This is a genomic window from Shewanella sp. DW31 (assembly GCF_015767295.1).
Lineage (GTDB): Bacteria > Pseudomonadota > Gammaproteobacteria > Enterobacterales > Shewanellaceae > Shewanella > Shewanella oncorhynchi.
In genome coordinates this window covers 23,007-48,384 of the sequence record NZ_JADWMP020000022.1, presented here as the reverse complement: position 1 = coordinate 48,384, position 25,378 = coordinate 23,007, and the positions used below count along the sequence as shown (strand labels likewise).

Below are 25,378 nucleotides of genomic sequence, written 5' to 3'. Positions count from 1 at the left end.
GAGTAAAGTGCAACTAAATATCCCTATTAATGTTGCCAACAGGAGTATGTATGACTGCGTTATCGAATATGAAATGTGAAGCGTGCCAAGCCGATGCACCAAAAGTGACCGATGAAGAGTTGGCAGAACTTATTCGTATGATCCCTGACTGGGGCGTGCAAGTGCGTGACGGCGTAATGCAGCTTGAGCGCGTCTACAAGTTTAAAAACTTTAAACTGGCGATGGTATTCACGAATAAGCTGGCGGATTTAGCGGAAGAAGAATTCCACCATCCAGGCATTTTCACTGAATGGGGCAAAGTGACTGTCACTTGGTGGTCGCACTCCATTAAGGGGCTACATAAGAATGACTTCATCATGGCCGCCAAGACAGACCAGTTACTAGGTTAATTATTTAATCAATTTAATCAGTATCTTAATGTGTTTTATGATGCTGATTTTTTCTTCCTGTTACAATTCAACTGTAAACTAGGCTTGCCACTTTCAGTTTAACCTTCTAACGTATACGGGCTCTGCTATTTCCCCTCATCGCTGACGTTTTCGTCAAAGGTAACGATTTGCCTAGCAAGCGTTATTTTTGTTGTAAAGCCTAAGGCGAAAAATAGCTCTGCACGGTTTATCCCCAAAATTCAAATCAAAAAAGGGAATATCAGTCATTATGCGCTTGGAAGTCAGCTGTCAGGATCGTGTTGGTTTAGCCAAAGATATCTTAGTCGTGTTAGAGCGTTATGGTATTAATTTAATTGCTATTGATGCCAGTAACCAAGGATTCCTGTACTTACAATTTGCCGAAATCAGTTTTGAAACCTTGAGTGCCTTGATGCCGCAGATCCGCAAAGTGGAAAGTGTCCACGATGTGCGTACGGTGTCATTTATGCCCTCAGAGCAAGAACATTACGCCCTTAAAACCCTGCTCAAAACCTTACCCGACTCCGTTTTTTCTATCGATGCCAAGGCACGTATCCGTATCGTTAATGAGTCCGCCTTGCTCAATATCGGCATGGGTGAGCACGAAGTGCTCGAAGAGTCGCTTAATCATTGGGTGCAAGGTTTTAACTTCAGCCGTTGGTTGAGTGAAGCACAAGTATTGCCACAAGCGGCGCGAGTTCAAATCGGTCCAAACGAATATTTAGCGGAAATGCTGCCGATTTACCTACCCGATGAGGATGAAAAAACCATCTTGGTTGGTGCTGTGGTGTCGCTGAAATCCCCTGCGCGCGTTGGAAAACAGTTTAACGCGCTGCAGAACCAAACCACTGGCTTTGAAAATGTATTAGCCAGTAGTGACAAGATGAAGGAAGTGCTTAAGCAAGCGCGGCGTATGGCCCAGCTCGATGCACCTTTGTTGATCACGGGTGAAACGGGTACTGGCAAAGAATTAATGGCCAGAGCTAGCCATGATGCGGGGATGCGCCGTGAAAAACCTTTTATCGCCATCAACTGCGCCGCTCTGCCCGACAGCGCTGCCGAAGAAGAATTATTCGGTTACGTCAGTCAGGGTAAAGTCGTCAAACGAGGCTTTTTTGAAGAAGCTAAGGGGGGCACAGTATTTCTCGATGAAGTGGCGGAAATGTCTAGGGCGGCTCAAGTTAAGCTGCTACGGCTATTGCAAGATGGCACTTTTAGACGCATAGGGGGCGATGAAGAAGTGCGTGCTGATGTGCGAATTATCTGCTCGACTCAGAAAAATTTAGCTGAACTATGCCAAACCGGCGAGTTTAGGGAAGATTTGTACTATCGCATCCATGTGCTGAGTTATCACATCCCGTCATTACGTGAGCGTAAAGTCGATATCATTCCACTGACGGAAATGTTCCTCGAACATTACAGTCAACAGTTGTCTAGCCCAGTGCGGCGGATTTCGGCCCAGTGCCGCGATCATTTGCTCACCTACGCTTGGCCAGGTAACGTACGCCAATTAAAAAACGCGGTATTTAGAGCCGTGTCTATGTGGGATGGCTCGGCCGAGTTGACGGTAGAACAGCTGAAATTGCCGTCATATGCTGAAGGTTTTGGTTACTTTGATAATGAGTTTGAGGGCAATCTGGACGATGCAATGAAGCAGTTTGAAGCGAGTTTGTTGCGTCGATTATATCCGGCCTACCCGAGCACTCGCCAGTTGGCGAAAAAGCTAGGTGTATCACACACAGCTATTGCTAATAAACTGCGTGAATACAAGATAGCCAAGCGCCGTTAGTCAGAGTCTCGTTGGGTTGACACAGTCAATGTAACAGTATCGTTCCACTTAGTTGCCGACTTTTCAGGCATATTGCTTACCGAGATATTGATAAGCGGTAACTAGGTTATAAACGTAATGATTAGTTTACAAAATGTGAAATAATTGACCTAAATGTGATTTTGGTCACGCTATAGGAATCTTGAGCTGCATCGGGTATTTCTACGCGCAACAAATACGTTAAAGCAAGTAACAGAGCATGCCTCGTTGGCGCGGACTGCGTAACGTGTATGCCCTTAATGAGTCAAAAAGTCCGATTTAAATCGCCGAATATAAGCTGGGTGACGTCGCGCGTTTTCCAGCACAATAAAATTGTACACCTAGCCGAAGAGCACTGGAGCCAATATGAAACTTGCAAGTTATAACAATGGTCGTCGTGATGGTCAGTTGATGTTAGTCAGCCGCGATCTCACTAAAACGGTTGCCGTTCCTGCCATTGCCCACACTATGCAGCAATTACTCGATGGTTGGGATTTACTGAGACCGCAATTGCAAGAATTGTACGATGCGTTAAATGAAGGCATGTTAGATAACGCGCAAGCGTTCGACGAAGCTAAGTGTTTGTCGCCATTACCGCGTGCTTACCAATGGGCCGATGGTAGCGCTTATGTGAATCACGTTGAGTTAGTCCGTAAAGCCCGTGGCGCAGAAATGCCAGAAACCTTTTGGACAGATCCGTTGTTTTATCAAGGTGGCTCAGACAGCTTTATTGCCCCTAAAGCGGATATCCCATTGGCGAGTGAAGACTGGGGTATCGATTTCGAATCTGAAATTGCGGTTATTACCGATGATGTGCCTATGGGCGTGAGCACTGACAATGCAGCTAAGCACATTAAATTGTTGATGCTAGTTAACGATGTGTCACTGCGTAACTTGATCCCTGGTGAGTTGGCGAAAGGCTTTGGTTTTTTCCAATCTAAACCATCGAGCAGTTTTTCGCCTGTGGCTGTGACACCGGATGAATTGGGTGTCCGTTGGGAAGATTCGAAAGTGCATTTACCGCTGATCACCTATTTAAATGGTGAATTATTTGGTCGTCCGAATGCAGGCGTTGATATGACCTTCAATTTCAGTCAGTTAGTTTCGCATGTTGCAAAAACCCGTCCATTGGGCGCAGGCGCGATTATTGGCTCTGGTACTATTTCTAACTATGACCGTAGCGCAGGTTCGAGCTGTTTAGCGGAAAAACGTATGTTAGAAGTGATTGCCGAAGGCAAAGCCACTACGCCATTTATGCGTTTTGGTGACACAGTGCGTATCGAAATGCTCGATGATAATGATGTAACCATTTTTGGTTCTATCGATCAAAAAGTGGTTGAATACAAAGCCTAAGGCTTTCCCTTAAAGGGCGACACCGACTCAAACTAACGGGGCTTAATTGCCCCGTTTTTATACTGACTTTTATAAGGACATGAAAATATGAAACTTTACGGTTATTGGCGTTCCAGTGCAGCCTATCGGGTTCGTATTGCCCTTAATCTCAAGGGGATTTCAGCCGAACAGTTTTCAGTGCATCTCGTACGTGATGGCGGCGAGCAACATAAAGCGGCCTACATTGCGCTTAATCCTTTAGAGTTAGTGCCAACCTTAGTGGTGGATGATGAGCTGGATGTGGATGCCTTGTCGCAATCTTTAGCGATTATCGAATATCTTGATGAGATACATCCACAGTCGCCATTATTGCCTGCATCGGCTCTTGAACGTGCCCACGTGCGCGCTATGGCACTTACGGTCGCCTGTGAAATTCACCCATTAAACAACTTGCGGGTATTGCAGTATTTAACGCAAACCTTAGGTGCTGATGACACCGCCAAAAATACTTGGTATCACCATTGGGTCGCAAGTGGTTTTACGGCCTTAGAAACCTTGTTAACACGGCATAGCGGTCGTTATTGCTTTGGGAATGCCGTGACATTAGCCGATCTGTGTTTAGTACCGCAGGTGTATAACGCCCAGCGTTTTAATGTGAATTTAACGGCTTATCCCAATATCATGCGCGTGTGGGCCGAGTGTAATCAGCTTGAAGCCTTTGCCAATGCTGCACCAGAGCGCCAAGCGGATGCGGTGTAACGAATTGCGCGGATACGGTTTTTACGAATAGAAAGAATGGATGATGAGGCTTGCTTTAAAAGTCTAATCTCAGCGATGGAGTTTAAATGCTTTTCAGTAAAAAATGTCCGTATTGCAAAGGTAAACTCGGCGCTAAGGATGTGCCGATTAAGGAAGGACGCTGCTGCCATTGTGATAAGCCGATACTGTACAAACTCAATGTAATAAAATGGATGCTACTGTTCATGCCCATCTTTACTGTTAGCGTTAATCTGCTAGACAAAGATGTCTATGGGTTTTGGATTTGTTTTGCGGTAATGGCACCGATTTATAGTCTCGTTTATTTACTCTGTCATGAGGTCGTAAAGTGCTCAGAAACCGATGGCGAAGTGGAGTAAGCCTAATGTCTTTCCCGTGTTTTTATCTGATATTGAAGCGGGCGATACTGTTATGAGTGGTGCTAGGGGTAATGTCATGAGTGTTGCTACGAATAATGTTATGAATGATGCAATGAGTGAAGCAGCGCTAGAGCATCAATTACTCGAATGGATAGCTCAAGACTGTGAGCGGGTGAGGGCGCTTGAACTCGTGCTTCAATGCGCCAAAGTACACTCAATGCCGCAGTGGTGTCTGGCGGCAGGATTTGTCCGTAATTTAGTCTGGGATCGCTTGCACGAATTTGAGTTGAGTCCACTGAACGATATCGATCTGATCTATTTTTGCCCTTTAGATATTAGCCCTGAGCGGGATCTGGCGATTGAAACCTATCTTCATCAGCTTGCCCCTGAGTTACCATGGTCGGTTAAGAATCAGGCGCGCATGCATAGTCGCAATCAAGACATGGCTTACACATCTTGTATTGATGCTATGGCCCATTGGCCAGAGTTAGAAACCGCGGTTGGGGTGGGTTTAAAATCTCATGTTGAGACAGATACTCAGGTAGATGCAGAGACTGCTCATCATTCCATGCATTACGGTATTGAGCTGGTGGTTCCCTTTGGGCTGAACTCCCTGTTTGCCCTCAAATTGAGCGCCAATCCAAAGCGATCATTACCAGTTTTTAAGCACAGAGTTGCGACTAAGGGCTGGCTAACTCGCTATCCTTTGCTTACGTGTTGCTACTCAAGCTAATCTTCTCACTTTCTTATTCGTTCAGTCTAAAACTGACTTAACCGTCTCACACTGTCATTCCATGCAATCTAGTTATCTAACATGATAGGTATCATCCTCAAGCCGTTTTTATTTGTCCATTTTTTGTTTTTATCCTCATTTAACTCGTCTCAATAATTTGAACTTAATGTTCAAATAACCTCTTAGTTAAGTGCTTTTCATTGTTACTAAAATGTTTATGGTGTTATTGATCACTACCTCTTGCGGTAGTCATTAGTGATGGCTAATACAACACTTAGCTCACAGAAAACAAAGGGGTATTATCAATAAATGTTTGAATTTCGTGATTCAGCTCCCATGTGTAGTACCTATAAGTGAGTATTGCTCACTCACTTTGATTTGGATCAATAAATCAGCCGCATATCTCTGGCAGTGTAGGCGTTAATTGTTAAGGATGTAATACAAAACAAAAACCTATGTTGTACATATGGAGTATGATGATGAATAAAAACACTGTTTCTACACTGGTCGCTGCCACCCTTTTAGCCGCTGGTTTTTCTGCCTCTGTATCGGCTCACCAAGCGGGTGACATTATCGTTCGTGCGGGTGCTGTGGTTGTTGCGCCAAATGAATCAAGTGATGATGTTGCGGGTAACGGCGAGTTCCAAATCAGTAATAACACTCAAGTGGGTTTAAACTTTGGCTACATGCTGACAGATAACTTTGGGGTTGAGTTATTAGCTGCCACACCTTTTAGCCACGATGTTTCTTTAAAAGGTGTAGGTAAGATTGCAGAAACTAAACATTTACCACCCACTTTAGTGGCACAGTACTACTTTGGTGATGCGCAATCTAAATTACGTCCATACGTGGGTGTTGGTGTTAACTATACTAATTTCTTCGACAATGAGTTCACCAACGATTTAAATGGTGCGTTAACTGACTTGAGCATGAGCACTTCGTGGGGCTTAGCGGCACAAGCAGGTGTTGATTATCAAGTAAACAAAAACTGGTTAGTGAACGCTTCAGTGTGGTACGCGCAAATTAGCAGTGACGTGAAGTTTAAATTAGCGGGCGACACTGTAGTTATCGACACTGATATCAACCCATGGGTTTATATGGTCAGCGTGGGTTACACTTTCTAATCCACTGATTAGATAAGCGTAAAAAGGAGCCTTAGGCTCCTTTTTCGTTTCTGCACTTTTTATCGCGCCATGTTCTGTTCCACTTAGGCTAAGCCGATTTAGCGCTTTGGCTTTTTAGCTTTCCAGTGGCGAGTGTTATAGATAAATTCGGGTAATAACACAGTAAGCCAAGCGACGAGGCGCCAGCGTTTGGTCACATAGACGCGGCGTTTGCCTTGTTTCATTGCCTTGATGATTTGCGCTGCGACTTGTGGCAATGGTGCAAGCCACATTGCACTTTGCTGCATAGCGGCTTTATCGAGCAAACCAAGTTGGATATCGGTAATCGTAATCGGTAACTTAAGGCGCTGAGCATGCATACTTAAGCCCTCAAGGTAATTCTGGCCAAAGGCTTTTGAGGCGTGATAGGCCACACTCGGCCCGCCGCGCAGGCCCGCAATCGAGTTGATTGCCGCCAGTTGTCCATAACCTTGCTCGCGAAATAGTCTAAATGCCGTATTGCAGATGGCAGCAAAACCTCGCACATTGACATCGATAATGTCTTGCTCCGGTAGCCAAGGCAACTCGGGGTCATAGCTATTGAGGCCTGTATTAACTAAGACTAAGTGCGCGCCGCCAAGAGTTTGCCAGACTGATTCAAGTTGGTTGATGATGGCTTGAGGTTGTTCAATTTGAAGTGCAAAAACTTGTACTTTTGTTGGCAAGGATAAGGCAAAATCGCGCAGTGATTCTGGATCTTGGGCGAATAAGACTAATTCAACCTGCTGATCTGCCAATTGCTTTGCAAGTTCACGACTTAATTGTGAGCTAGCTCCCACAATGATTGCAGTTGCTTGGGTCATAGATTTTTCGGCAACGAAATGGTGGCTTATGATAGAAAGTTATGTTCACCAAGACAAGATTTATAGCTTGGGCGTATGGACATCTAGAAGTCTTTATGTATGATTAGGAGAAACAAAATGAACAAATGGTTGCGTTTAAGCGCGTTGAGATTAACAGCCTTAGCATTAATGGCCATCATGGGGGTGTTATCCGGTTGTGCGACACCTAATGCTATCGTTGAGATAAAAGGCGAGACCTTATATCGCGAACGGATAGCCTTACCTGCCGATGCTAAGGTCATAGTGCAACTGCTTGATGTCTCAAAAATGGATGTGCCAGCCATAGTGATGGCGGAGCGCGTGCAACAAGGTGCTGCGACACCCGCGCCATTCAGTTTTGCGATTGGTAGCGATCAGTTCCAACCCGGTCACACTTATGCCATAGGGGCCCGGATTATGTTGGGTGATAAGTTATTGTTTATTAATACTCAAGCCTATCACATTGATCTCAATTCCACTGAGCCAATGACGATACTGCTAGAGAAAGTCGGTGGCTAGTTAGCCCGCTCAGAAGTGAGCTGACATACGCGCCGAATCCGTTAGTATTTACGAACAGAAGAGGCGCGGTATGCCGGTTAGAATTCCAGATCATCTGCCCGCAGCAGGGGTGTTAGAGTCAGAAAATATTTTCGTTATGTCCGAGACGCGGGCGGCGAATCAAGATATCAGGCCGATGAAGGTGCTGATTTTGAACTTGATGCCGAACAAAATCGAGACTGAAACCCAGTTATTGCGCTTACTGGGCAACACGCCTTTACAAGTCGATGTGGATTTACTGCGCATTCACGACAAAGAATCCAAGCATACTTCCATCGACCACATGAATACTTTTTACCGTGACTTTGAAGCCGTGCGCCATAAAAATTACGACGGTCTTATCATCACAGGCGCGCCGCTTGGGCAAATCGATTTCGAAGATGTGGTTTATTGGGATCATATCCGTGAAATCATCGACTGGTCCCAAGAGCATGTCACCTCAGTGTTGTTTTTATGCTGGGCAGCCCATGCGGGCTTGTATCATCTCTATGGTTTAAATCGAAAAATATTGCAACAGAAGCGTTCTGGCGTATTTTTACATAGGCGCACTTGTCAGCATTTCCCACTGTTACGTGGTTTTGATGATGAGTTCTTTGCACCCCATTCGCGTTTTGCCGAGATGGATGTGGAAGAAATTAGACAACACCCGCAGTTGCAAGTGTTAGCGCAGTCCGATGAGGCCGGGGCCTATTTAGTATTAAGTCGCAATAACCGTAACTTGTTTGTAATGGGGCACCCTGAATATCAAAAATCGACCTTAAACGATGAATACCATAGGGATTTAGCCCAAGGCTTAACGCCAAATGTGCCACAAAACTATTATCGAAATAATAATCCAGAAGCCGAAGCCATTGCCCGCTGGCACAGCCACGGTAGTTTGTTGGTCAGTAATTGGCTCAATTATTACGTTTACCAGTTAACGCCTTATGACTTAAGTGATATGACGGCGATGACACCGTGGGAATCGCGCTAAAGTTTTGTTTAGCCTTTTATGGTGATGTGGTCACATGGATGTGACCTAAGCTGATACCCAAAAGCCCTTAATTTATCTCTCCCTTAGATGCTGTTGTCCACGCTTGACTGTGCTTAATCCCTGCCTCGCTGTAAATCCTTACTGACAATTTTTACCCGATAAAATCGACACATTAGACCAAGGAATACTTGCTTTACGTTCGCGTAAACGTCAGAGTGGTTTTATTGTCGATTTTATTAAACGTCCCAAGGCTAGCACTAGGCCTTGTGGTCAATTTGGGTTGGAGCCTGCATGAGTACTGAACCGTTAAATCAAGATATTGTTATTGTTGCCGCTAAACGCACCCCTATGGGTGGTTTTCAAGGCAGTTTGTCATCTGTTGCATCACCGACTTTAGCCGCGACAGCCATTAAGGGCTTGTTGGCGGAGACTCAATTAGCGGGTGAGCATGTCGATGAAGTCTTGATGGGCTGCGTATTACCCGCTGGTTTAGGTCAAGCGCCTGCGCGTCAGGCCACTTTGGGTGCGGGATTACCCTTATCCGTTGGTGCGACCACAGTGAACAAAGTCTGTGGCTCAGGCATGAAGACGGTAATGTTAGCCCACGATTTGATTAAAGCGGGCAGTGCAAAAGTGGTGATCGCTGGCGGTATGGAAAGCATGAGCCAAGCGCCGTATCTATTAGATAAAGCCCGAAGCGGCATGCGTATGGGCCACGGCAAAGTGTTAGATCACATGTTTTTAGATGGTCTTGAGGATGCTTATACTGGCGGCGCCATGGGAACATTTGCCCAGAAAACCGCCGATGAATTTGGGATCACCCGCGAGCAGATGGACGCCTTTGCGCTAAGTTCGCTCGAAAAAGCCAATGCCGCGATTAACTCGGGTGCCTTTAAAGCTGAAATTACGCCAGTTACTGTCAGCGATCGTCGTGGTGATGTGACTATCGATACCGACGAGCAACCCGGTAATGCCCGCCCTGAAAAAATTCCTACGCTGCGCCCAGCTTTTACCAAAGATGGCACTATCACAGCGGCTAACTCTAGCTCTATTTCCGATGGCGCAGCGGCATTGATGCTGACCTCTCGCGGCGAAGCTGAGCGTTTAGGCTTAACGGTATTAGCCACCATTAAAGGCCACACGACCCACGCCCAAGAGCCTTCACTCTTTACCACTGCACCGGTTGGCGCTATGGCGAAATTGCTGGCTAATGTGGGTTGGTCAACGGATGACGTCGATTTATTTGAAATCAACGAAGCCTTCGCCATGGTGACTATGCTTGCCGTGTCTGAGCTCGGTTTAGATGTGGCTAAAGTTAACGTCAATGGCGGCGCCTGCGCTTTAGGTCATCCTATTGGTTGCTCGGGTTCTCGTTTGCTGGTGACCTTAATCCATGCATTAAAAGCCCGCGGCCTTAAACGCGGTGTTGCCTCGCTGTGTATCGGCGGTGGTGAAGCAACAGCGATGGCGATTGAGGTCTAATCGCAAAGGTTTTTGTCAAATCAGGTTTTAGTTAAATCAACAAGACGGGGCTGGCAAGGGCAATCACTTCCCTTGAGGATAATCATAATATCGCACCGCCAGCCCATCACTCTACAAGGAAAGGATTGCAACATGACCACACAAGTAAAGCATTACATTGACGGCGAGTTTATCCAAGGTACGGGCACATCACAGATTATTGTCACCAATCCCGCGAATAACTCGCCGATTGCTGTGATTAATGCTGCCACTAGCGAAGAAGTTCACGCTGCGATTGCCAGCGCCAAAGTGGCCTTTAAAACCTGGAAAGAAGTGCCAGTGTCTGAACGTGCACGCGTTATGTTGCGTTATCAACATCTGCTAAAAGAACATCACGACGAACTGGCGACCATTCTTGCCAAGGAAACCGGTAAAACCTTCGAAGATGCCAAGGGCGATGTATGGCGCGGTATCGAAGTCGCTGAACATGCTTGTAATGTGGCGTCATTATTGATGGGCGAAACCGTCGAGAACGTCGCGCGTTCAATCGATACTTACAGCTACACTCAACCGCTCGGAGTGTGTGCCGGTATTACGCCATTTAACTTCCCTGCGATGATCCCGTTATGGATGTTCCCACTGTCGATTGCCTGCGGTAACACTTTCATTTTAAAGCCTTCAGAACAAGATCCTATGACGCCGCAGCGCCTAGTTGAGTTGTTTGTGGAGGCGGGCGCACCTAAGGGCGTATTGCAATTAGTGCATGGCGATAAAGCTGCCGTAGATATCCTGCTGGCAGACCCTGCGATTAAAGCCATTTCCTTTGTCGGTTCTGTGGCTGTGGGCCAATATATTTATAAAACGGGTACCGATAACTTAAAACGCGTGCAAGCCTTTGCGGGTGCGAAAAACCACTGCGTTATCATGCCAGATGCAAACAAACAGCAAGTGATCAACAACTTAGTCGGCGCTTCTGTGGGCGCGGCGGGTCAGCGTTGTATGGCGATTTCGGTTGCCGTGTTTGTTGGTGCCGCTAAAGAGTGGATCCCAGAATTAAAAGAAGCCTTAGCCAAAGTTCGCCCAGGTTTATGGGACGATAAAGAAGCGGGTTATGGTCCGGTTATCAGCCCAGCCGCTAAGGCGCGAGTGCTTAAACTTATCGCCCAAGGTAAAGCCGAAGGCGCCGAGTGTTTACTCGATGGCAGCGATTTTACCGTAGAAGGTTATGAATCCGGTAATTGGATTGGCCCAACCATGTTCGATAAAGTCACTACTGATATGAGCATTTACAAGGAAGAAATCTTTGGCCCTGTACTCTGTTGTATGGAATCAGACTCCTTAGAAGCCGCTATCGAATTAGTCAACGCCAGCCCTTATGGCAACGGCACGTCTATCTTTACCGCTAGCGGTGCAGCTGCCCGTAAATATCAACACGAAATCGAAGTCGGCCAAGTGGGGATTAACGTGCCGATTCCTGTGCCATTACCTTTCTTCTCATTTACCGGTTGGAAGGGCAGTTTCTACGGCGATCAACATGCTTATGGCAAGCAAGCGGTGCGTTTCTATACCGAGACCAAGACCATCACTTCCCGCTGGTTTGAGTCCGATATTGCCGTAGCTTCAACGCCAAATATGAGCATTAACCTACGCTAAGCTCGGTTATAAACCACGGCGTCTTTATGGCGCCCAATTTATTCAATAAAAAAGTGACCATAGAGTCATAGGAGAGCCCAATGGATTTTAATTTCAACGATGACCAACGCCAGTTTGCCGATCTTGCGCGCCAGTTTGCCGCGGAAGAATTAACCCCGTTCGCTGCCAAGTGGGATGAAGAACATCATTTCCCCAAAGACGTGATCCAAAAAGCCGGTGAGCTGGGTTTTTGCTCTCTGTATTCGGCAGAATCCGAAGGTGGCATGGGTTTATCGCGCCTCGATGCCTCGATTATTTTTGAAGAACTTGCCAAGGGCTGCACCGCGACCACGGCCATGCTGACCATTCATAATATGGCGACTTGGATGGTGACGACTTGGGGCACTGAAACGCTGCGTCAGACTTGGTCTGAGCCGTTAACCACAGGGCAGATGTTAGCGTCATACTGTTTGACTGAGCCGGGCGCGGGTTCGGACGCTGCATCTTTGCAAACCAAAGCGGTGCGCGACGGCGATGAATATGTGATTTCAGGCTCGAAAATGTTTATCTCAGGTGCGGGCGCCACTGAGCTTTTAGTCGTGATGTGCCGTACGGGTCAAGCTGGGCCTAAGGGGATTTCGGCGATTGCCATTCCGGCGGATGCCGCTGGCGTTATTTATGGTAAAGCCGAAGATAAAATGGGCTGGAATGCACAGCCGACCCGTCAAATCACCTTTGAAAACGTGCGCGTGCCAGTAGCGAATTTGCTCGGTGAAGAAGGCCAAGGTTTTGCGTTCGCGATGAAAGGCTTAGATGGCGGTCGCATCAATATCGCTACCTGTTCTGTGGGTACGGCGCAGTCGGCTTTAGAGCGCGCAACTCAATATATGAATGAGCGTCAGCAATTTGGTAAACCTTTAGCGGCTTTCCAAGCGCTGCAATTTAAACTTGCCGATATGGCGACAGAATTAGTCGCAGCCCGCCAAATGGTGCGTCTTGCGGCATTTAAACTCGATAGTGGTGATCCTGAAGCCACGGCTTATTGCGCTATGGCGAAACGCTTTGCCACTGATGTGGGTTTTCAAGTCTGCGATGCGGCGCTGCAAATTCATGGTGGATATGGTTATATAAGGGAGTACCCGCTGGAACGTCATTTCCGTGATGTGCGTGTACACCAGATTTTAGAAGGCACTAACGAAATTATGCGCTTAATTATCGCCCGTCGTTTACTCGATGAAAATGCAGGACAAATCCTGTAATTCAACTCGCAATATGCGTGACTTACAGGTCGGCGATAACTGAAAAGGAGTCTATAAAGATGGAATATTTAGTTGAACGTATCGAAGACCACACGGCGATTCTGACCATGAACAATCCGCCAGCCAACACTTGGACCGCCGAGAGTTTGCAGGCGCTTAAAGCCAAAGTGCTTGAGCTGAATGCCAATAAAGAGATTTACGCCTTAGTGTTAACTGGCCAAGGGCAAAAGTTCTTCTCCGCTGGCGCCGATTTAAAACTGTTTAGCGATGGTGACAAAGGTAATGCGGCAACGATGGCAAAGCATTTTGGTGAAGCCTTTGAAACCTTAAGCCAATTCCGCGGTGTGTCGATTGCCGCGATTAACGGCTATGCCATGGGCGGCGGCTTAGAAGTCGCGTTGGCCTGCGATATTCGTATCGCCGAAATTCAAGCTGTGATGGCATTACCCGAAGCGACGGTCGGTTTATTACCCTGTGCGGGTGGCACTCAAAATCTGACCGCACTCGTCGGTGAAGGTTGGGCTAAGCGGATGATTTTATGCGGCGAGCGTATCGATGCGACTCAGGCATTGAATCTACGTTTAGTGGAAGAAGTGGTCGACACTGGCGAAGCGCTTAATGCGGCAATTGCCTTAGCCGTCAAAGTGGCGAATCAAAGCCCAAGCAGCGTGACTGCGTGTAAGACGCTTATTCAAGCGGGGCGCACTATGGCGCGTAGCCAAGCGCTACCGATTGAGCGTGAGTTATTTGTCGGATTATTTGATACTGAAGATCAGGCCGAAGGCGTGAATGCGTTTTTAGGGAAACGTAAAGCTGAGTGGAGAAACCGCTAATGACGAATGTAGTAGATAATGACGTGGTCGAGCATGTCGCAAATCAGGTCAAGACCACACAAAATGTGGTTTTTCAAACCTTAGCCACTGCTTCTGGCAAATTGGTTGGGGTGGTCACACTCAATGTGGAAAAAGCCCTCAATGCCTTAGATTTAGGCATGGTGCGCGCTATGACGGCGCAGCTTAATCTGTGGAAGAAAGATCCCCTTATCGCTTGCATCGTATTAGATGGCAGCGGTGAGAAGGCATTTTGTGCCGGGGGTGATGTGCGCGCTTTATACCATGCTTCCATTGCCGCTAATGGGCAAGTGACTGAGGAAGCAAAGGTTTTCTTCGAAGAGGAATATCGCCTCGATTATCTACTGCATACCTTTGGCAAACCTGTGTTGGTGTGGGGCGATGGCATAGTCATGGGCGGCGGCCTCGGTTTGATGGCGGGCGCGAGCCACAGAGTCGTTACCGAAACCTCGCGTATCGCTATGCCAGAGGTGACTATCGGCCTGTATCCCGATGTGGGCGGCAGTTATTTCCTTAATCGTATGCAGGGCAAGATGGGATTGTTTTTGGGATTGACCGCCTATCAACTCAATGCCGCCGATGCCTGTTATGTGGGCCTTGCGGATCATTACCTGAACCGTGACGACAAAGAGCTGATGTTTGATGCCATGGCAACCTTAGATTGGAGTGATACGCCAGCACTTAATCATCAACGTTTAGATAGCATGATCAACGAGCTGTCTAATCAAGTGGATATTCCGAAGGGCGACAGTGTATTAGCCGAAAGCCAAGACATAATTGATAGGCTTATGGCGGGCAGTCTGCAGGATATTGCAGCACGCATGTCAACTTTGGTATCGGAAGAAAAGTGGTTAATGAAAGCGCGGGACACCTTCCTTGCGGGTAGCCCTATCAGCTGGCACTTGGTTTATATCCAAGGGCAGTTAGGGACTAAGCTAAGCTTAGCTCAATGTTTCAAATGGGAGTTAACCGCGAGTGTTAACGTGTGTGCCCACGGTGATTTCTGCGAAGGCGTTCGTGCACTCTTGATTGATAAAGACAAGAAACCGCAATGGCGTTTTAAGGATGTTAACTCAGTACCCACAGCGGTACTTGAGCAAATATTGGCTTCCCCATGGGGCGAGGCGCATCCCTTTAACCAACTGAGTTAAGCGTTTAAGGGCCGAGTTGGCTAAGCGCTGTGTTTATCTGCTTAGCCAAGCTCGCTTTACTCTGTGATAAAGTCAGCATAATCAATTTGATAGTATTATCACAACACTAAAAAGAACAACACAGGAGTGATGGCATGAGTACAGTAGCCTTTATCGGTTTAGGTAATATGGGCGGCCCAATGGCGGCCAATTTATTAAAAGCAGGCATGACGGTTCGCGTCTTTGATTTAGTCCCAGAAGCTATGCAGCAATTGGCTGAAAAAGGCGCCTTAGTATCAAGTACAGCCTGCGGCGCTGCAGCGGGCGCAACAGTGGTGATTACTATGCTGCCTGCGGGCAAGCATGTGAAAAGTTTATATTTAGGCAATGGAACAGACAAAGGTCTGCTTGAAGTGGTTGCGGGTGATACCTTGCTCATCGATTGTTCAACCATCGATGCGCAAAGCGCACAATTAGTGGCGGCCGAAGCGGCTAAAAGCGGCATCGAATTTATGGATGCACCAGTTTCTGGCGGCACGGCAGGCGCGGCGGCGGGTACTTTAACTTTTATTTGTGGTGGCTCGGATAACGCTTTTGAACGTGCGCAGCCCGTACTTAAGGCTATGGGTGTGAATATCTTCCACGCAGGCGGTCCAGGGGCGGGGCAAGTCGCTAAAATCTGCAATAACATGCTGTTATCTGTGTTGATGGTCGGTACTTCCGAAGCCCTGCAAATGGGCGTCGATCATGGTCTCGATCCCAAAGTGTTATCCGATATTATGAAGGTCAGCAGTGGCGGAAACTGGACGCTAGAGAAGTACAATCCCTGCCCAGGCGTGATGGAAACAGTGCCTTCTTCTAAGGGCTATCAGGGTGGCTTTATGGTAGATTTGATGGTCAAAGATCTCGGTCTGTCACAAGAAGCTGCATTATTGAGCAACTCTAGCACGCCAATGGGCGCTTTAGCCCGCAGCTTGTATGTTAATCATGCAAGACAAGGCAATGGTCGCCGAGATTTTTCCAGTATATTTGAACAATTTGCACCACTTAAAAAATAGACACAGATAACAAGGGATCACCAGATGGATTTAAAAGATAAGGTTGTCGTCATTACTGGCGGCGCGGGTGGCTTAGGCTTAGCAATGGCGCAAAATTTTGCGCAGGCGGGTGCTAAGATAGCGCTTATCGATGTGGACCAAGAAAAACTCGAGCGAGCCTGCGCTGAGCTTGGATCGGACACTGAAGTTCAAGGTTATGCCTTAGACATTACCGACGAAGAAGATGTCGTCGCGGGTTTTGCCTATATTCTCGAAGATTTTGGTCAAGTGAACGTGTTAGTGAACAACGCCGGTATTCTGCGTGATGGCATGTTAGTCAAAGCCAAAGACGGCAAAGTCACTGATCGTATGTCTTACGAGCAATTCCAATCGGTGATCAATGTGAACCTGACCGGCAGTTTCCTTTGTGGCCGTGAGGCCGCAGCGGCCATGATTGAATCGGGTCAAGCGGGGGTGATTGTTAACATCTCTAGCCTTGCTAAGGCGGGTAATATGGGCCAATCAAATTACGCGGCCTCAAAAGCGGGTGTTGCGGCTATGTCTGTTGGCTGGGCGAAGGAGTTAGCGCGCTACAATATCCGTAGTGCAGCCGTAGCACCAGGTGTGATTGCGACCGAGATGACGGCGGCAATGAAGCCAGAAGCGTTGGAGCGTTTAGAGAAACTCGTGCCTGTTGGCCGCTTAGGTCATGCCGACGAGATAGCTTCTACCGTACGTTTTATTATTGAAAACGATTATGTTAACGGTCGTGTGTTTGAAATCGATGGTGGTATCCGTCTTTAGAGCGATATCTTATTGATTTGCATAAAAACCGAGCTTAGGCTCGGTTTTTTTATAGGGTAAATAAAGATAATGGTTCTTATACCCTAGCTTTCGGATTTATTTAGATTTCACTGTTGGAGTTGACATTTAGTTGTTAACCTTCAACAATCGCTCTCCCGTTTTTTTACATAACTTTACAAACATGTTGATCACATGTAATGGAGCTTGAAATCCGGATGTCTTGGCAGGAAAAAGCCCACTGGCTTGAGAAAATCACTAAGCGCATGATGTTGATCGTGGGTATCTTAGGGTTGGTTGTGATTTATTGCGGTTTCTTTTTTCTGCTCTTTAGTGGCCGCTCTGTGGCCGTGATCCCATGGTTTTTTCTTATCTCACCTTGGGTGTGTATTTATTTTGGTTTAACGCAAGTACAACAAGTGCAAGTGGTAAATTGGTTCTTAAAAAAATTTAAAAAATAACTAATTTACACATAACTCATTTCTGCAAGTTCATATTTTGTTTCGGTTTGTGCAGTTGGCAAACATTGGGGAGAAACAATGAAGCTACATGGATATTTATGGATGCTGGGGGGCTTATTTTGTTTAGGTGCTTGCGAGCGCTCGAACAAAGAGACGCCGCATCTTAGTGATAATGGCGCGCGCATAGTTGCGCCCTATGGTAGTTGGCAGTCTCCGCTATCGGCGACTGAAGTTTTTGAGCAGGCCGATAATGTGGCTGAGTTACAAAGCGTTGATGGTGCTATTTATTTCTCTGAATCTGATGGTGAAAAACAAGGCCAAGTCGGGATCAAACGCCTCGACCAACGTGGAAAAATTACCGACATAGTGCCGCCTGCGTTTAATGTTAAATCCGCCGTTCATGAATACGGTGGTGCCGCCTTTTTGGGGATTGGTCAGAGTCTGTTTGCCACTAAGGCACAGGACCAACTGTTTTATCGTTTTGCCCCTAATCAACCCCCTTTGCCTTTAACGCCAAATGGTACTCGCCATGCAGATTGTATTGCTTACCCCAAAGGGTCGAGGATTATCTGTGTGCGCGAAGATCATCGTCAAGCGGGTGAGCCTAAGGCGAGTCTTGTTACCATTAATCTTAATTTTGCCGGTGAAGGCGATACCTTTGTTTCGGGCCATGACTTTATTTCTTCGCCAGCCATCTCGCCCGATAACAGCCAACTGGCGTGGATCACGTGGGAACATCCCTATATGCCATGGGATAATAGCGTGCTCTGGCTTGGGGATCTGGACCGTAAAGGGCAATTACACAATATTCGTAAGGTAAACACGCCTGCGGACTCTTCTGTGTCGCAGCCGTTATTTAGCCCCGATGGGCAATTGTATGTCGTATCGGATATCAGTAACTGGTGGAATATCTATCGAGTCACGGCACTAAATACCTTAGACCCAGTACTAAAGAAAAAGGCCGAGTTTGCGGTGGCTGATTGGTATTTAGGCAATCATAACTATGCCTTTGAATCCGAAAAAACGATTATTGCCAGTTATATGCTTGGTAGTCAGGCCGTTTTAATTCGACTGCATCTAGATTCAGGCCTGACCGAATCTTTGGCCGTCGACTTTGGTGAAATCACCCAAGTGATCCGAGGGGAAGATGCTGTTTATTTTGTCGGCGCTAAGGCGACGCCAGAGAAGGGCATTTATAAAGTGATCGGTCGTGGTACTGAGTTGGTGTATACCCCTAACTTACCAAAACTTAATCCCAACTATATCTCCCGTGCTAAAAATATTACTTTTAAAACAGGTGCTAACCAGCAAGCTTACGGTTATTTTTATGGTCCGGTTAACCCCAACTATACTGCGCCTAATGATACCCGTCCGCCCTTGATTGTAATGTTGCACGGCGGCCCAACGGCGCGGGCGAGTCTGGCTTATCGCAGTGACATTCAATTTTGGACCAGCCGAGGCTTTGCGGTTCTCGATGTTAATTTCCGTGGCAGCAGTGGTTTTGGCCGTGCTTACCGTCAAAGTATCTACGGAAAATGGGGTCAAGTTGATGTGGAAGATGCGGTCAATGCGGCCCGATATTTAGTTGATAAAGGTTGGGTTGATGGACAAAAGCTGGCGATTCGAGGTGTTAGCGCTGGTGGGTTAACTGTGATGTCGTCCTTGGCATTTTATGATGTATTTCAAGCGGGGGTGAGCTATGCGGGGATCAGTGACTTTGAACAGCTCGCCAAGAGTACCCATAAATTCGAGACTGGCTACTTAGATCTGCTTATCGGCCCCTATGGTGAAAATCAAGCACGCTATAGGGAACTGTCGCCCCTGCATCACCTTGAAGGATTGAATGAGCCTTTATTAATTTTTCAAGGATTACGTGACCAAATCGTGCCACCACAGCAGTCGCGGCAGATTTATGAGGCGTTGAAAGTGAGAGGCGTACCCACGGCTTATATCGCTTATCAGGATGAACCCCACGGCGGTTGGAAACCTGAGCACAAGGCCGCAGGATTAGAAACTGAGCTGGCATTTTATGGGCAAGTGTTTAACTTTACCCCAGCGGGTAAGCTTGCAACACTGGTATTGGATAACGCCGCGGCGCTAAAGCCAACTATAGTGAGAAGTCAATAACGCGGTATTGACCGTTATTGAACTTGGCCATCACTATTGCGATTGGCTTTTACTGCAACACTCAGAGCCAGCATTTTGCTGGCTCTTGTGATTTTCATGGCTGCCATGAGTCTCGTGACTTAGGCTGTCGATAATGGCGCAGTGGGGCTGATCGCCGCCTTGGCATTGGGTCACCATGTGCTGTAATTGCGCCCTAAGCTGCTGTAGCTTATTGATTTGCTGCTCGACATAGGCAAGGTGCGTTTGGGTAAGCTGCTTAACGTCCTCGGCATTACGGCTTTCATTGCCCTTAAGATCAAGCAAGGATTTGCAATCCTCTAGTCTAAAACCTAAGTCGCGACATTGATGCACAAACTTAAGTGCTTCAATATCTTGATGGCGATAAACTCGATAACCCGCCTCATTGCGCTCGCCGCACACTAAACCAATATCATGGTAATAACGGATACTCTTAACACTTAAGCCCGTTTGTTTCGCGACTTCACCTATCTTCATTTTGACCTCTATTTTTCTAACTGAATGGTATCACCCACTTCGCCCAACAATTAATTGTCGATGTGATCACATTGAGCAAATTCATCCTTGACTCTCCAGTGATGGGAGACTTTATCTTAGACCTATAGTGTGAAACATCAAGTGAGGGATCTCCCATGTCTATGACCAGACTCTATGTCGCCAATATGAATTGTGCTGGCTGCGTCGCAAAAATTGAAAAGGCGTTTGCCGCCCAAGAGGGCGTCGAAGCGCGTGTGAATCTCGCCGATAAGCAAGTGACGGTAGAAGGCAAGATGAGCGCAGATACCGCCTTGACTGTGATGGCGAATGCGGGTTATCCGGCGCAGGTCGTTATTGATGCTAAAGTCGCCGCCGAAGAAAAACGCCTTGAAGATGCCGCCGAGTATCGACTGCGGATGCGCCAAGCTATAGCCGCGCTCGTTGTGGGTGTGCCCATGATGCTGTGGGGATTACTGGGCGGTGAAATGATGATCAACAGCCCAAATCTGCAGCTAGGCTGGGGCATCATGGGACTGGTCACTTTGGCTTTACTCATCACCACAGGCGGACATTTTTATCAAGGTATGTGGCGGGCGCTCAAAGCCAAAACCACCAACATGGATACGCTGATTGTGCTGGGCACCAGTACCGCATGGGCTTATTCCATGTTGGTGGTCATTATGCCCAGCGCATTCCCTATGGATACCCGCCATGTGTACTTTGAGGCGAGTGTGATGATCTTAGGTTTGATTAACTTAGGTCATGGACTCGAGCTTAAAGCGCGGGGCAAAACCAGCGAAGCGGTGCAGCGACTGCTCGGGTTGCAATCCACTACTGCGATTCGTATCACGGATAAGGGTGATGAAAAGGTTGAGATAAGTCAGTTGAAACTGGGCGATAAGCTGCGTTTGCGCCCCGGTGACCGAGTTGCCCTTGATGGTGAGGTCGAAACGGGACAATCCCTACTCGATGAAGCCATGCTCACAGGTGAGCCTATTCCTGTACTTAAAAATCGGGGAGACAGTGTGAGCGCGGGCACAGTCAACGGCAATGGCAGCCTAGTTTACCGAGTGACGGCGGGACAACAAGATACCAAACTCGCCAAAATCATTGCACTGGTGCAACAGGCACAAACGTCAAAATTACCCATAGGTCGATTGGCCGATAAGATCTCAGCGGTATTTGTCCCGACTGTGGTGGCGATAGCGCTGCTGGCGGCGGCTATTTGGTATTTTGCAGGTCCAGCGCCCGCCTTAAGCCATGCGTTAGTGGTGCTGACGAGTGTGCTTATCATAGCTTGTCCCTGTGCGTTGGGGCTGGCGACACCTATGTCTATCATGGTGGCTGTGGGCCGCGCCGCCCAAATGGGCGTGTTAGTTAAAAATGGCGAAGCGTTGCAAACCGCCAGTAAAGTCGATTGTGTGGTACTGGATAAAACCGGCACTGTCACTTTAGGCAAGCCGCAAGTCACTGACTTTGTATTAGTGCAAACGCTGAGTGATGCAGATAAAGAAACCTTGCTGGGCGAAATTGCGAGTCTTGAGCAGCACTCTGAGCATCCGTTAGCGGGGGCGATTGTCAGTTATGCCAAGGAATCACTGACGCAATTGCCCGACACACAGGCATTTACGAACCATCAAGGTAAGGGGATTGAGGGCAAGGTCGATGACGTATCGCTGGCGATTGGTAATCTCGCCTTGATGACGGCATTGGAGATTGTCAATTCCGATGGCAGTGCCTTAGATCCTAAGGCGACATTAAGTTTTGCAAATCAAGGTAAAACCCCGATTTATGTCGCTAAAGCGGGCAAGTTAGTGGCCACTATCGCGCTGGCAGATCCGATTAAACCCGATGCCAAAGAAGCCATTGCGGCCATGCTGCAAAGGGGCATTCGCGTGGTGCTGTTAACGGGGGATAACCCACAAACGGCGCAGGCGGTGGCCGACCAAGTGGGCATCACCGAAGTGATTGCCGGCGTACTGCCCGAGCAAAAACAACAACATGTGCTGGATTTACAAAAGCAAGGGCATGTGGTGGCTATGGTTGGGGATGGCATTAATGATGCGCCAGCTCTAATGAGCGCCGATGTGGGGATCGCGATGGGATCGGGCACTGAGGTGGCGATTGAAAGTGCGGACATCACCTTGTTGTCGCAGCAATTGATAGTGATTGCTAACTTATTGGCATTGTCGCGGGCGACGATTACCAATATTAAGCAGAATCTGTTCGGCGCCTTTGTGTATAACAGTTTGGGTATTCCGGTTGCGGCGGGCGTGCTTTATCCACTTACGGGCATGTTATTAAGCCCTGTGATCGCTGGCGCCGCCATGGCCTTATCTTCACTGACTGTCGTCACGAACGCCAACCGCTTAAGACGACAGAAGTTATAAGTTGTCGATACCTAAGCTAACTTAAAATGTTGAAACGGGTATCTTGAGTTAGCTTAGGGCTATGTCCACATTAGCACTTACCACATAAGTCCTTAGCGTCGGCAAGCTTTACGACGCTAAGGGTCATCAGATTGTCATTCTGCTCGAATACATTGAAAGCTAAGTCAATAGGGTAAAATTAATTACGCTTCTCATACAGGCATAGTGCGGCGATTTCGGCATTCCCTCTGGCTTTCTAGCCGCCTTTTTAGTTGATAATTTAGCCCAAACTGCTATAGTGCCACGTTTATTTTTACCCCTTCGGCATAGCGTTATTTGGTTTATGCTTATTTAAAGCGGCGCCAGCGGGCTCGGCCAACATTACTCGATTTGGAAGTTCATTTTGATCACAACAGCAAATATCACCATGCAGTTCGGCGCTAAGCCGCTGTTTGAAAACATCTCAGTTAAATTTGGCGGTGGTAACCGTTACGGTCTTATCGGCGCGAATGGCTGTGGTAAATCGACCTTCATGAAGATCCTGTGTGGTGATCTAGACCCTAGCAGCGGTAACGTCTCGTTAGATGTGAATGAGCGTCTGGGTAAATTAAGCCAGAACCAGTTCGGTTATGAGGAATTCAACCTGATCGATACCGTGATCATGGGCCACCGCGAACTGTGGAAGGTAAAGCAAGAACGTGACCGTATTTATTCTTTACCCGAAATGAGTGAAGAAGATGGCATTACCGTCGCCAACCTAGAGATGGATTTTGCTGAGATGGACGGTTATACCGCCGAATCCCGTGCAGGCGAATTACTGTTAGGTGTAGGTATCGGTATTGAAAGCCATTTTGGTTTGATGTCTGAAATCGCACCGGGTTTAAAACTGCGTGTATTGTTAGCACAAGCCCTGTTCTCTGATCCAGACGTGCTGCTGCTCGACGAACCGACCAACAACTTGGACATCGACACTATCCGTTGGTTACAAGACATGTTGAACCAACGTAGCAGTACTATGGTGATTATTTCCCATGATAGATATTTCTTAAACTCAGTCTGTACGCACATGGCTGACTTAGACTACGGCGAACTGCGTGTTTACCCTGGTAACTACGACGAATACATGCAAGCAGCGACTCAAGCTCGCGAGCGTTTATTGTCTGATAATGCGAAGAAAAAAGCCCAAATCTCTGAACTGCAAACCTTCGTAGCACGCTTCTCGGCTAACGCTTCTAAAGCGAAACAAGCCACATCTCGTGCCCGTCAAATCGACAAGATTAAGTTAGATGAAGTAAAAGCCTCTAGCCGTGTGAACCCCTTCATTCGTTTCGAGCAAGAGAAGAAATTGTTCCGTAATGCCTTAGTGATTGAAAACCTAACTAAAGGCTACGACACTCCGTTATTCAAAGACTTAAACTTAATTGTTGAAGTGGGCGAGCGCATTGCGGTATTGGGTGAAAACGGCGTCGGTAAAACAACCCTGTTACGTACCCTGATCCATGACATCCCGCAGGATGCAGGTACTATCCAATGGTCTGAAAACGCTAATATTGGTTATTATGCACAGGATCATGAGTCTGATTTCGCTAACGAAATGACCTTGTTCGAGTGGATGAGCCAATGGCGCAAGCCAGAAGATGACGACCAATCGGTACGTGGCATCTTAGGCCGTATGTTATTTGGCTCTGACGACATTAAAAAGTCAGTCAAAGTGCTGTCTGGTGGTGAGAAAGGTCGTATGTTATTCGGCAAGCTCATCATGCAAAAAGCCAACATTTTAGTGCTCGACGAACCGACCAACCACATGGATATGGAATCGATTGAATCACTAAACAACGCGCTGGAAATGTACGAAGGGACCTTGATTTTCGTGAGTCATGACCGTGCATTCGTATCGTCTCTGGCAAACCGTATCCTTGAAGTCACTCACTCAGGCGTGAATGATTTCAGAGGCACTTATGATGAGTTCCTTGCCAGCAAAGGCATCGAAGTCTAACGCTATTTGTTATTTAGCTGCATGTGTAAATACATGCATTTAAATACATGCATTTAAATACAGTGCAGCTAAATGCAGCATCAATAAAAACGCCGCAATGTATTGCGGCGTTTTTGTATCCATTGGTTGTCTTTTATCTAGCGATTAGCTTTTCGCGCACTCGATTTTAGCGCATTGGCGGCACTCGTTAGGGCGCTGACTCTTGCTGCACATAAATCAAATTGTCGGTATCAAAGCCGCGGGCTTTAGACATTTCAACAAACTTTTGCAGCACCTCGGGTGGCACAGTCGGGGTTTTAGCCAATAGCCACAAATAACCCGTGTCGGGTCCCGATATAAAAGCGTATTGATAGTTTTCATGATCTAATTCGAAGACCACATACGATCCATAAAATGGCCCAAAGAAGGAGACTTTCAAATAGCCTTCTGAGTCCCCATTCACAAAATAGGCCTTTCCTTCGGCTTCTTTCCATTCATTTTTAGCCGCTGAAAATCCACGGTTAATGACCCTAACACCACCATCCTCTTTCAGGCTGTATTCTGCGCTAACTTGGCTTAACCCTCTTTCAAATGAATGATCTAATCGTGCAATCTCGTACCATTTACCTAAGTATTTATTCAGCTCAAAATCATTCACGGGTTGAACAAGTTTAGGCATGCCTAAGCAACCGCTGAGCAAAAATATACAGATGACTAACAGTAGCTTTCTCAATTTGACCTCCTGATCTTAAGTCTTAGTCGCACGTCTTCGGTGCAATGTTCAATCAATCCTCTGTCGAGCTTACACTATTTTCTTCACATTATTTCAGCAACTTGGCAAAGTGTTGTT

Annotated in this window: 23 protein-coding genes; 20 read left to right on the top strand and 3 right to left on the bottom strand. The window is 47.2% G+C overall.

Annotated features, from left to right (window positions below):
- The first annotated feature begins 50 nt into the window (after positions 1-50).
- From GWI56_RS17085 to ompW, 7 genes are all read left to right on the top strand, one after another.
- Complete coding sequence (locus GWI56_RS17085) at positions 51-389, top strand: 4a-hydroxytetrahydrobiopterin dehydratase (protein WP_028760576.1); 339 nt, start codon at positions 51-53, stop codon at positions 387-389.
- Positions 390-657: 268 nt separating this feature from the next.
- Positions 658-2,196, top strand: coding sequence for a transcriptional regulator TyrR (gene tyrR / locus GWI56_RS17080; RefSeq protein WP_113938940.1), 1,539 nt, complete (start codon positions 658-660; stop codon positions 2,194-2,196).
- Between the two features lie 384 nt (positions 2,197-2,580).
- The gene (locus GWI56_RS17075; protein WP_028760574.1) at positions 2,581-3,567 is read left to right on the top strand and encodes a fumarylacetoacetate hydrolase family protein; all 987 of its coding nucleotides are present in this window, start codon (positions 2,581-2,583) and stop codon (positions 3,565-3,567) included.
- Between the two features lie 87 nt (positions 3,568-3,654).
- Positions 3,655-4,305 (top strand): maleylacetoacetate isomerase, encoded by a 651-nt coding sequence (maiA, locus tag GWI56_RS17070; protein WP_198573592.1) that lies wholly within the window; start codon positions 3,655-3,657, stop codon positions 4,303-4,305.
- A gap of 86 nt (positions 4,306-4,391) precedes the next feature.
- A complete protein-coding gene (locus GWI56_RS17065; RefSeq protein ID WP_028760572.1) occupies positions 4,392-4,682 on the top strand; it encodes a hypothetical protein in 291 nt (96 codons plus the stop codon).
- A gap of 52 nt (positions 4,683-4,734) precedes the next feature.
- Positions 4,735-5,415 (top strand): nucleotidyltransferase family protein, encoded by a 681-nt coding sequence (locus GWI56_RS17060; protein WP_242068430.1) that lies wholly within the window; start codon positions 4,735-4,737, stop codon positions 5,413-5,415.
- A gap of 476 nt (positions 5,416-5,891) precedes the next feature.
- Complete coding sequence (ompW, locus tag GWI56_RS17055; RefSeq protein WP_173497113.1) at positions 5,892-6,539, top strand: outer membrane protein OmpW; 648 nt, start codon at positions 5,892-5,894, stop codon at positions 6,537-6,539.
- 98 nt (positions 6,540-6,637) lie between these two features.
- Here ompW and GWI56_RS17050 read toward each other — a convergent pair whose 3' ends face one another.
- Positions 6,638-7,381, bottom strand: coding sequence for an SDR family NAD(P)-dependent oxidoreductase (locus tag GWI56_RS17050; protein WP_028760569.1), 744 nt, complete (start codon positions 7,379-7,381; stop codon positions 6,638-6,640).
- Positions 7,382-7,498: 117 nt separating this feature from the next.
- On the opposite strand from GWI56_RS17050, the gene GWI56_RS17045 reads away from it, so the two are divergent.
- The 11 genes from GWI56_RS17045 to GWI56_RS16995 all read left to right on the top strand — a co-directional run bounded on the left by GWI56_RS17045 (position 7,499) and on the right by GWI56_RS16995 (position 19,689).
- Positions 7,499-7,918 (top strand): YbaY family lipoprotein, encoded by a 420-nt coding sequence (locus tag GWI56_RS17045; protein WP_113938934.1) that lies wholly within the window; start codon positions 7,499-7,501, stop codon positions 7,916-7,918.
- A gap of 70 nt (positions 7,919-7,988) precedes the next feature.
- Positions 7,989-8,930, top strand: coding sequence for a homoserine O-succinyltransferase (metA, locus tag GWI56_RS17040; protein WP_198573591.1), 942 nt, complete (start codon positions 7,989-7,991; stop codon positions 8,928-8,930).
- 291 nt (positions 8,931-9,221) lie between these two features.
- Positions 9,222-10,412 carry an acetyl-CoA C-acyltransferase gene (locus GWI56_RS17035; RefSeq protein WP_198573590.1) on the top strand — a complete coding sequence of 397 codons (1,191 nt, stop codon included), beginning with the start codon at positions 9,222-9,224 and terminating at the stop codon, positions 10,410-10,412.
- Positions 10,413-10,544: 132 nt separating this feature from the next.
- Positions 10,545-12,044: a CoA-acylating methylmalonate-semialdehyde dehydrogenase gene (locus tag GWI56_RS17030; RefSeq protein ID WP_198573589.1), complete on the top strand. Its 1,500-nt coding sequence runs from the start codon at positions 10,545-10,547 to the stop codon at positions 12,042-12,044.
- Between the two features lie 80 nt (positions 12,045-12,124).
- Entirely contained in the window at positions 12,125-13,282 is a 1,158-nt protein-coding gene (locus tag GWI56_RS17025; protein ID WP_198573588.1) for an acyl-CoA dehydrogenase family protein, read from the top strand.
- A 59-nt stretch (positions 13,283-13,341) separates the two neighbouring features.
- The gene (locus tag GWI56_RS17020; RefSeq protein ID WP_198573587.1) at positions 13,342-14,115 is read left to right on the top strand and encodes an enoyl-CoA hydratase; all 774 of its coding nucleotides are present in this window, start codon (positions 13,342-13,344) and stop codon (positions 14,113-14,115) included.
- Entirely contained in the window at positions 14,115-15,284 is a 1,170-nt protein-coding gene (locus GWI56_RS17015; RefSeq protein ID WP_198573586.1) for an enoyl-CoA hydratase/isomerase family protein, read from the top strand. The genes GWI56_RS17020 and GWI56_RS17015 overlap by 1 nt, the downstream gene beginning before the upstream one ends.
- 134 nt (positions 15,285-15,418) lie before the next feature.
- A complete protein-coding gene (mmsB, locus tag GWI56_RS17010) occupies positions 15,419-16,321 on the top strand; it encodes a 3-hydroxyisobutyrate dehydrogenase (RefSeq protein ID WP_173245769.1) in 903 nt (300 codons plus the stop codon).
- A gap of 24 nt (positions 16,322-16,345) precedes the next feature.
- A complete protein-coding gene (locus GWI56_RS17005) occupies positions 16,346-17,104 on the top strand; it encodes an SDR family oxidoreductase (RefSeq protein ID WP_011846385.1) in 759 nt (252 codons plus the stop codon).
- A 215-nt stretch (positions 17,105-17,319) separates the two neighbouring features.
- Entirely contained in the window at positions 17,320-17,562 is a 243-nt protein-coding gene (locus GWI56_RS17000) for a hypothetical protein (protein ID WP_028760560.1), read from the top strand.
- Between the two features lie 78 nt (positions 17,563-17,640).
- Entirely contained in the window at positions 17,641-19,689 is a 2,049-nt protein-coding gene (locus GWI56_RS16995) for a prolyl oligopeptidase family serine peptidase (protein ID WP_198573585.1), read from the top strand.
- Positions 19,690-19,722: 33 nt separating this feature from the next.
- On the opposite strand, the gene GWI56_RS16990 is transcribed toward GWI56_RS16995, so the two are convergent.
- Positions 19,723-20,184 carry a MerR family DNA-binding protein gene (locus tag GWI56_RS16990; RefSeq protein WP_242068428.1) on the bottom strand — a complete coding sequence of 154 codons (462 nt, stop codon included), beginning with the start codon at positions 20,182-20,184 and terminating at the stop codon, positions 19,723-19,725.
- Positions 20,185-20,339: 155 nt separating this feature from the next.
- On the opposite strand from GWI56_RS16990, the gene GWI56_RS16985 reads away from it, so the two are divergent.
- Positions 20,340-22,574: a heavy metal translocating P-type ATPase gene (locus GWI56_RS16985; RefSeq protein WP_198573584.1), complete on the top strand. Its 2,235-nt coding sequence runs from the start codon at positions 20,340-20,342 to the stop codon at positions 22,572-22,574.
- 382 nt (positions 22,575-22,956) lie between these two features.
- Complete coding sequence (locus GWI56_RS16980; RefSeq protein WP_081729050.1) at positions 22,957-24,549, top strand: ABC-F family ATPase; 1,593 nt, start codon at positions 22,957-22,959, stop codon at positions 24,547-24,549.
- Positions 24,550-24,736: 187 nt separating this feature from the next.
- On the opposite strand, the gene GWI56_RS16975 is transcribed toward GWI56_RS16980, so the two are convergent.
- On the bottom strand, positions 24,737-25,261 hold the full coding sequence (locus tag GWI56_RS16975; protein WP_198573583.1) for a lipocalin family protein: 525 nt from the start codon (positions 25,259-25,261) through the stop codon (positions 24,737-24,739).
- Positions 25,262-25,378 lie beyond the last annotated feature (117 nt).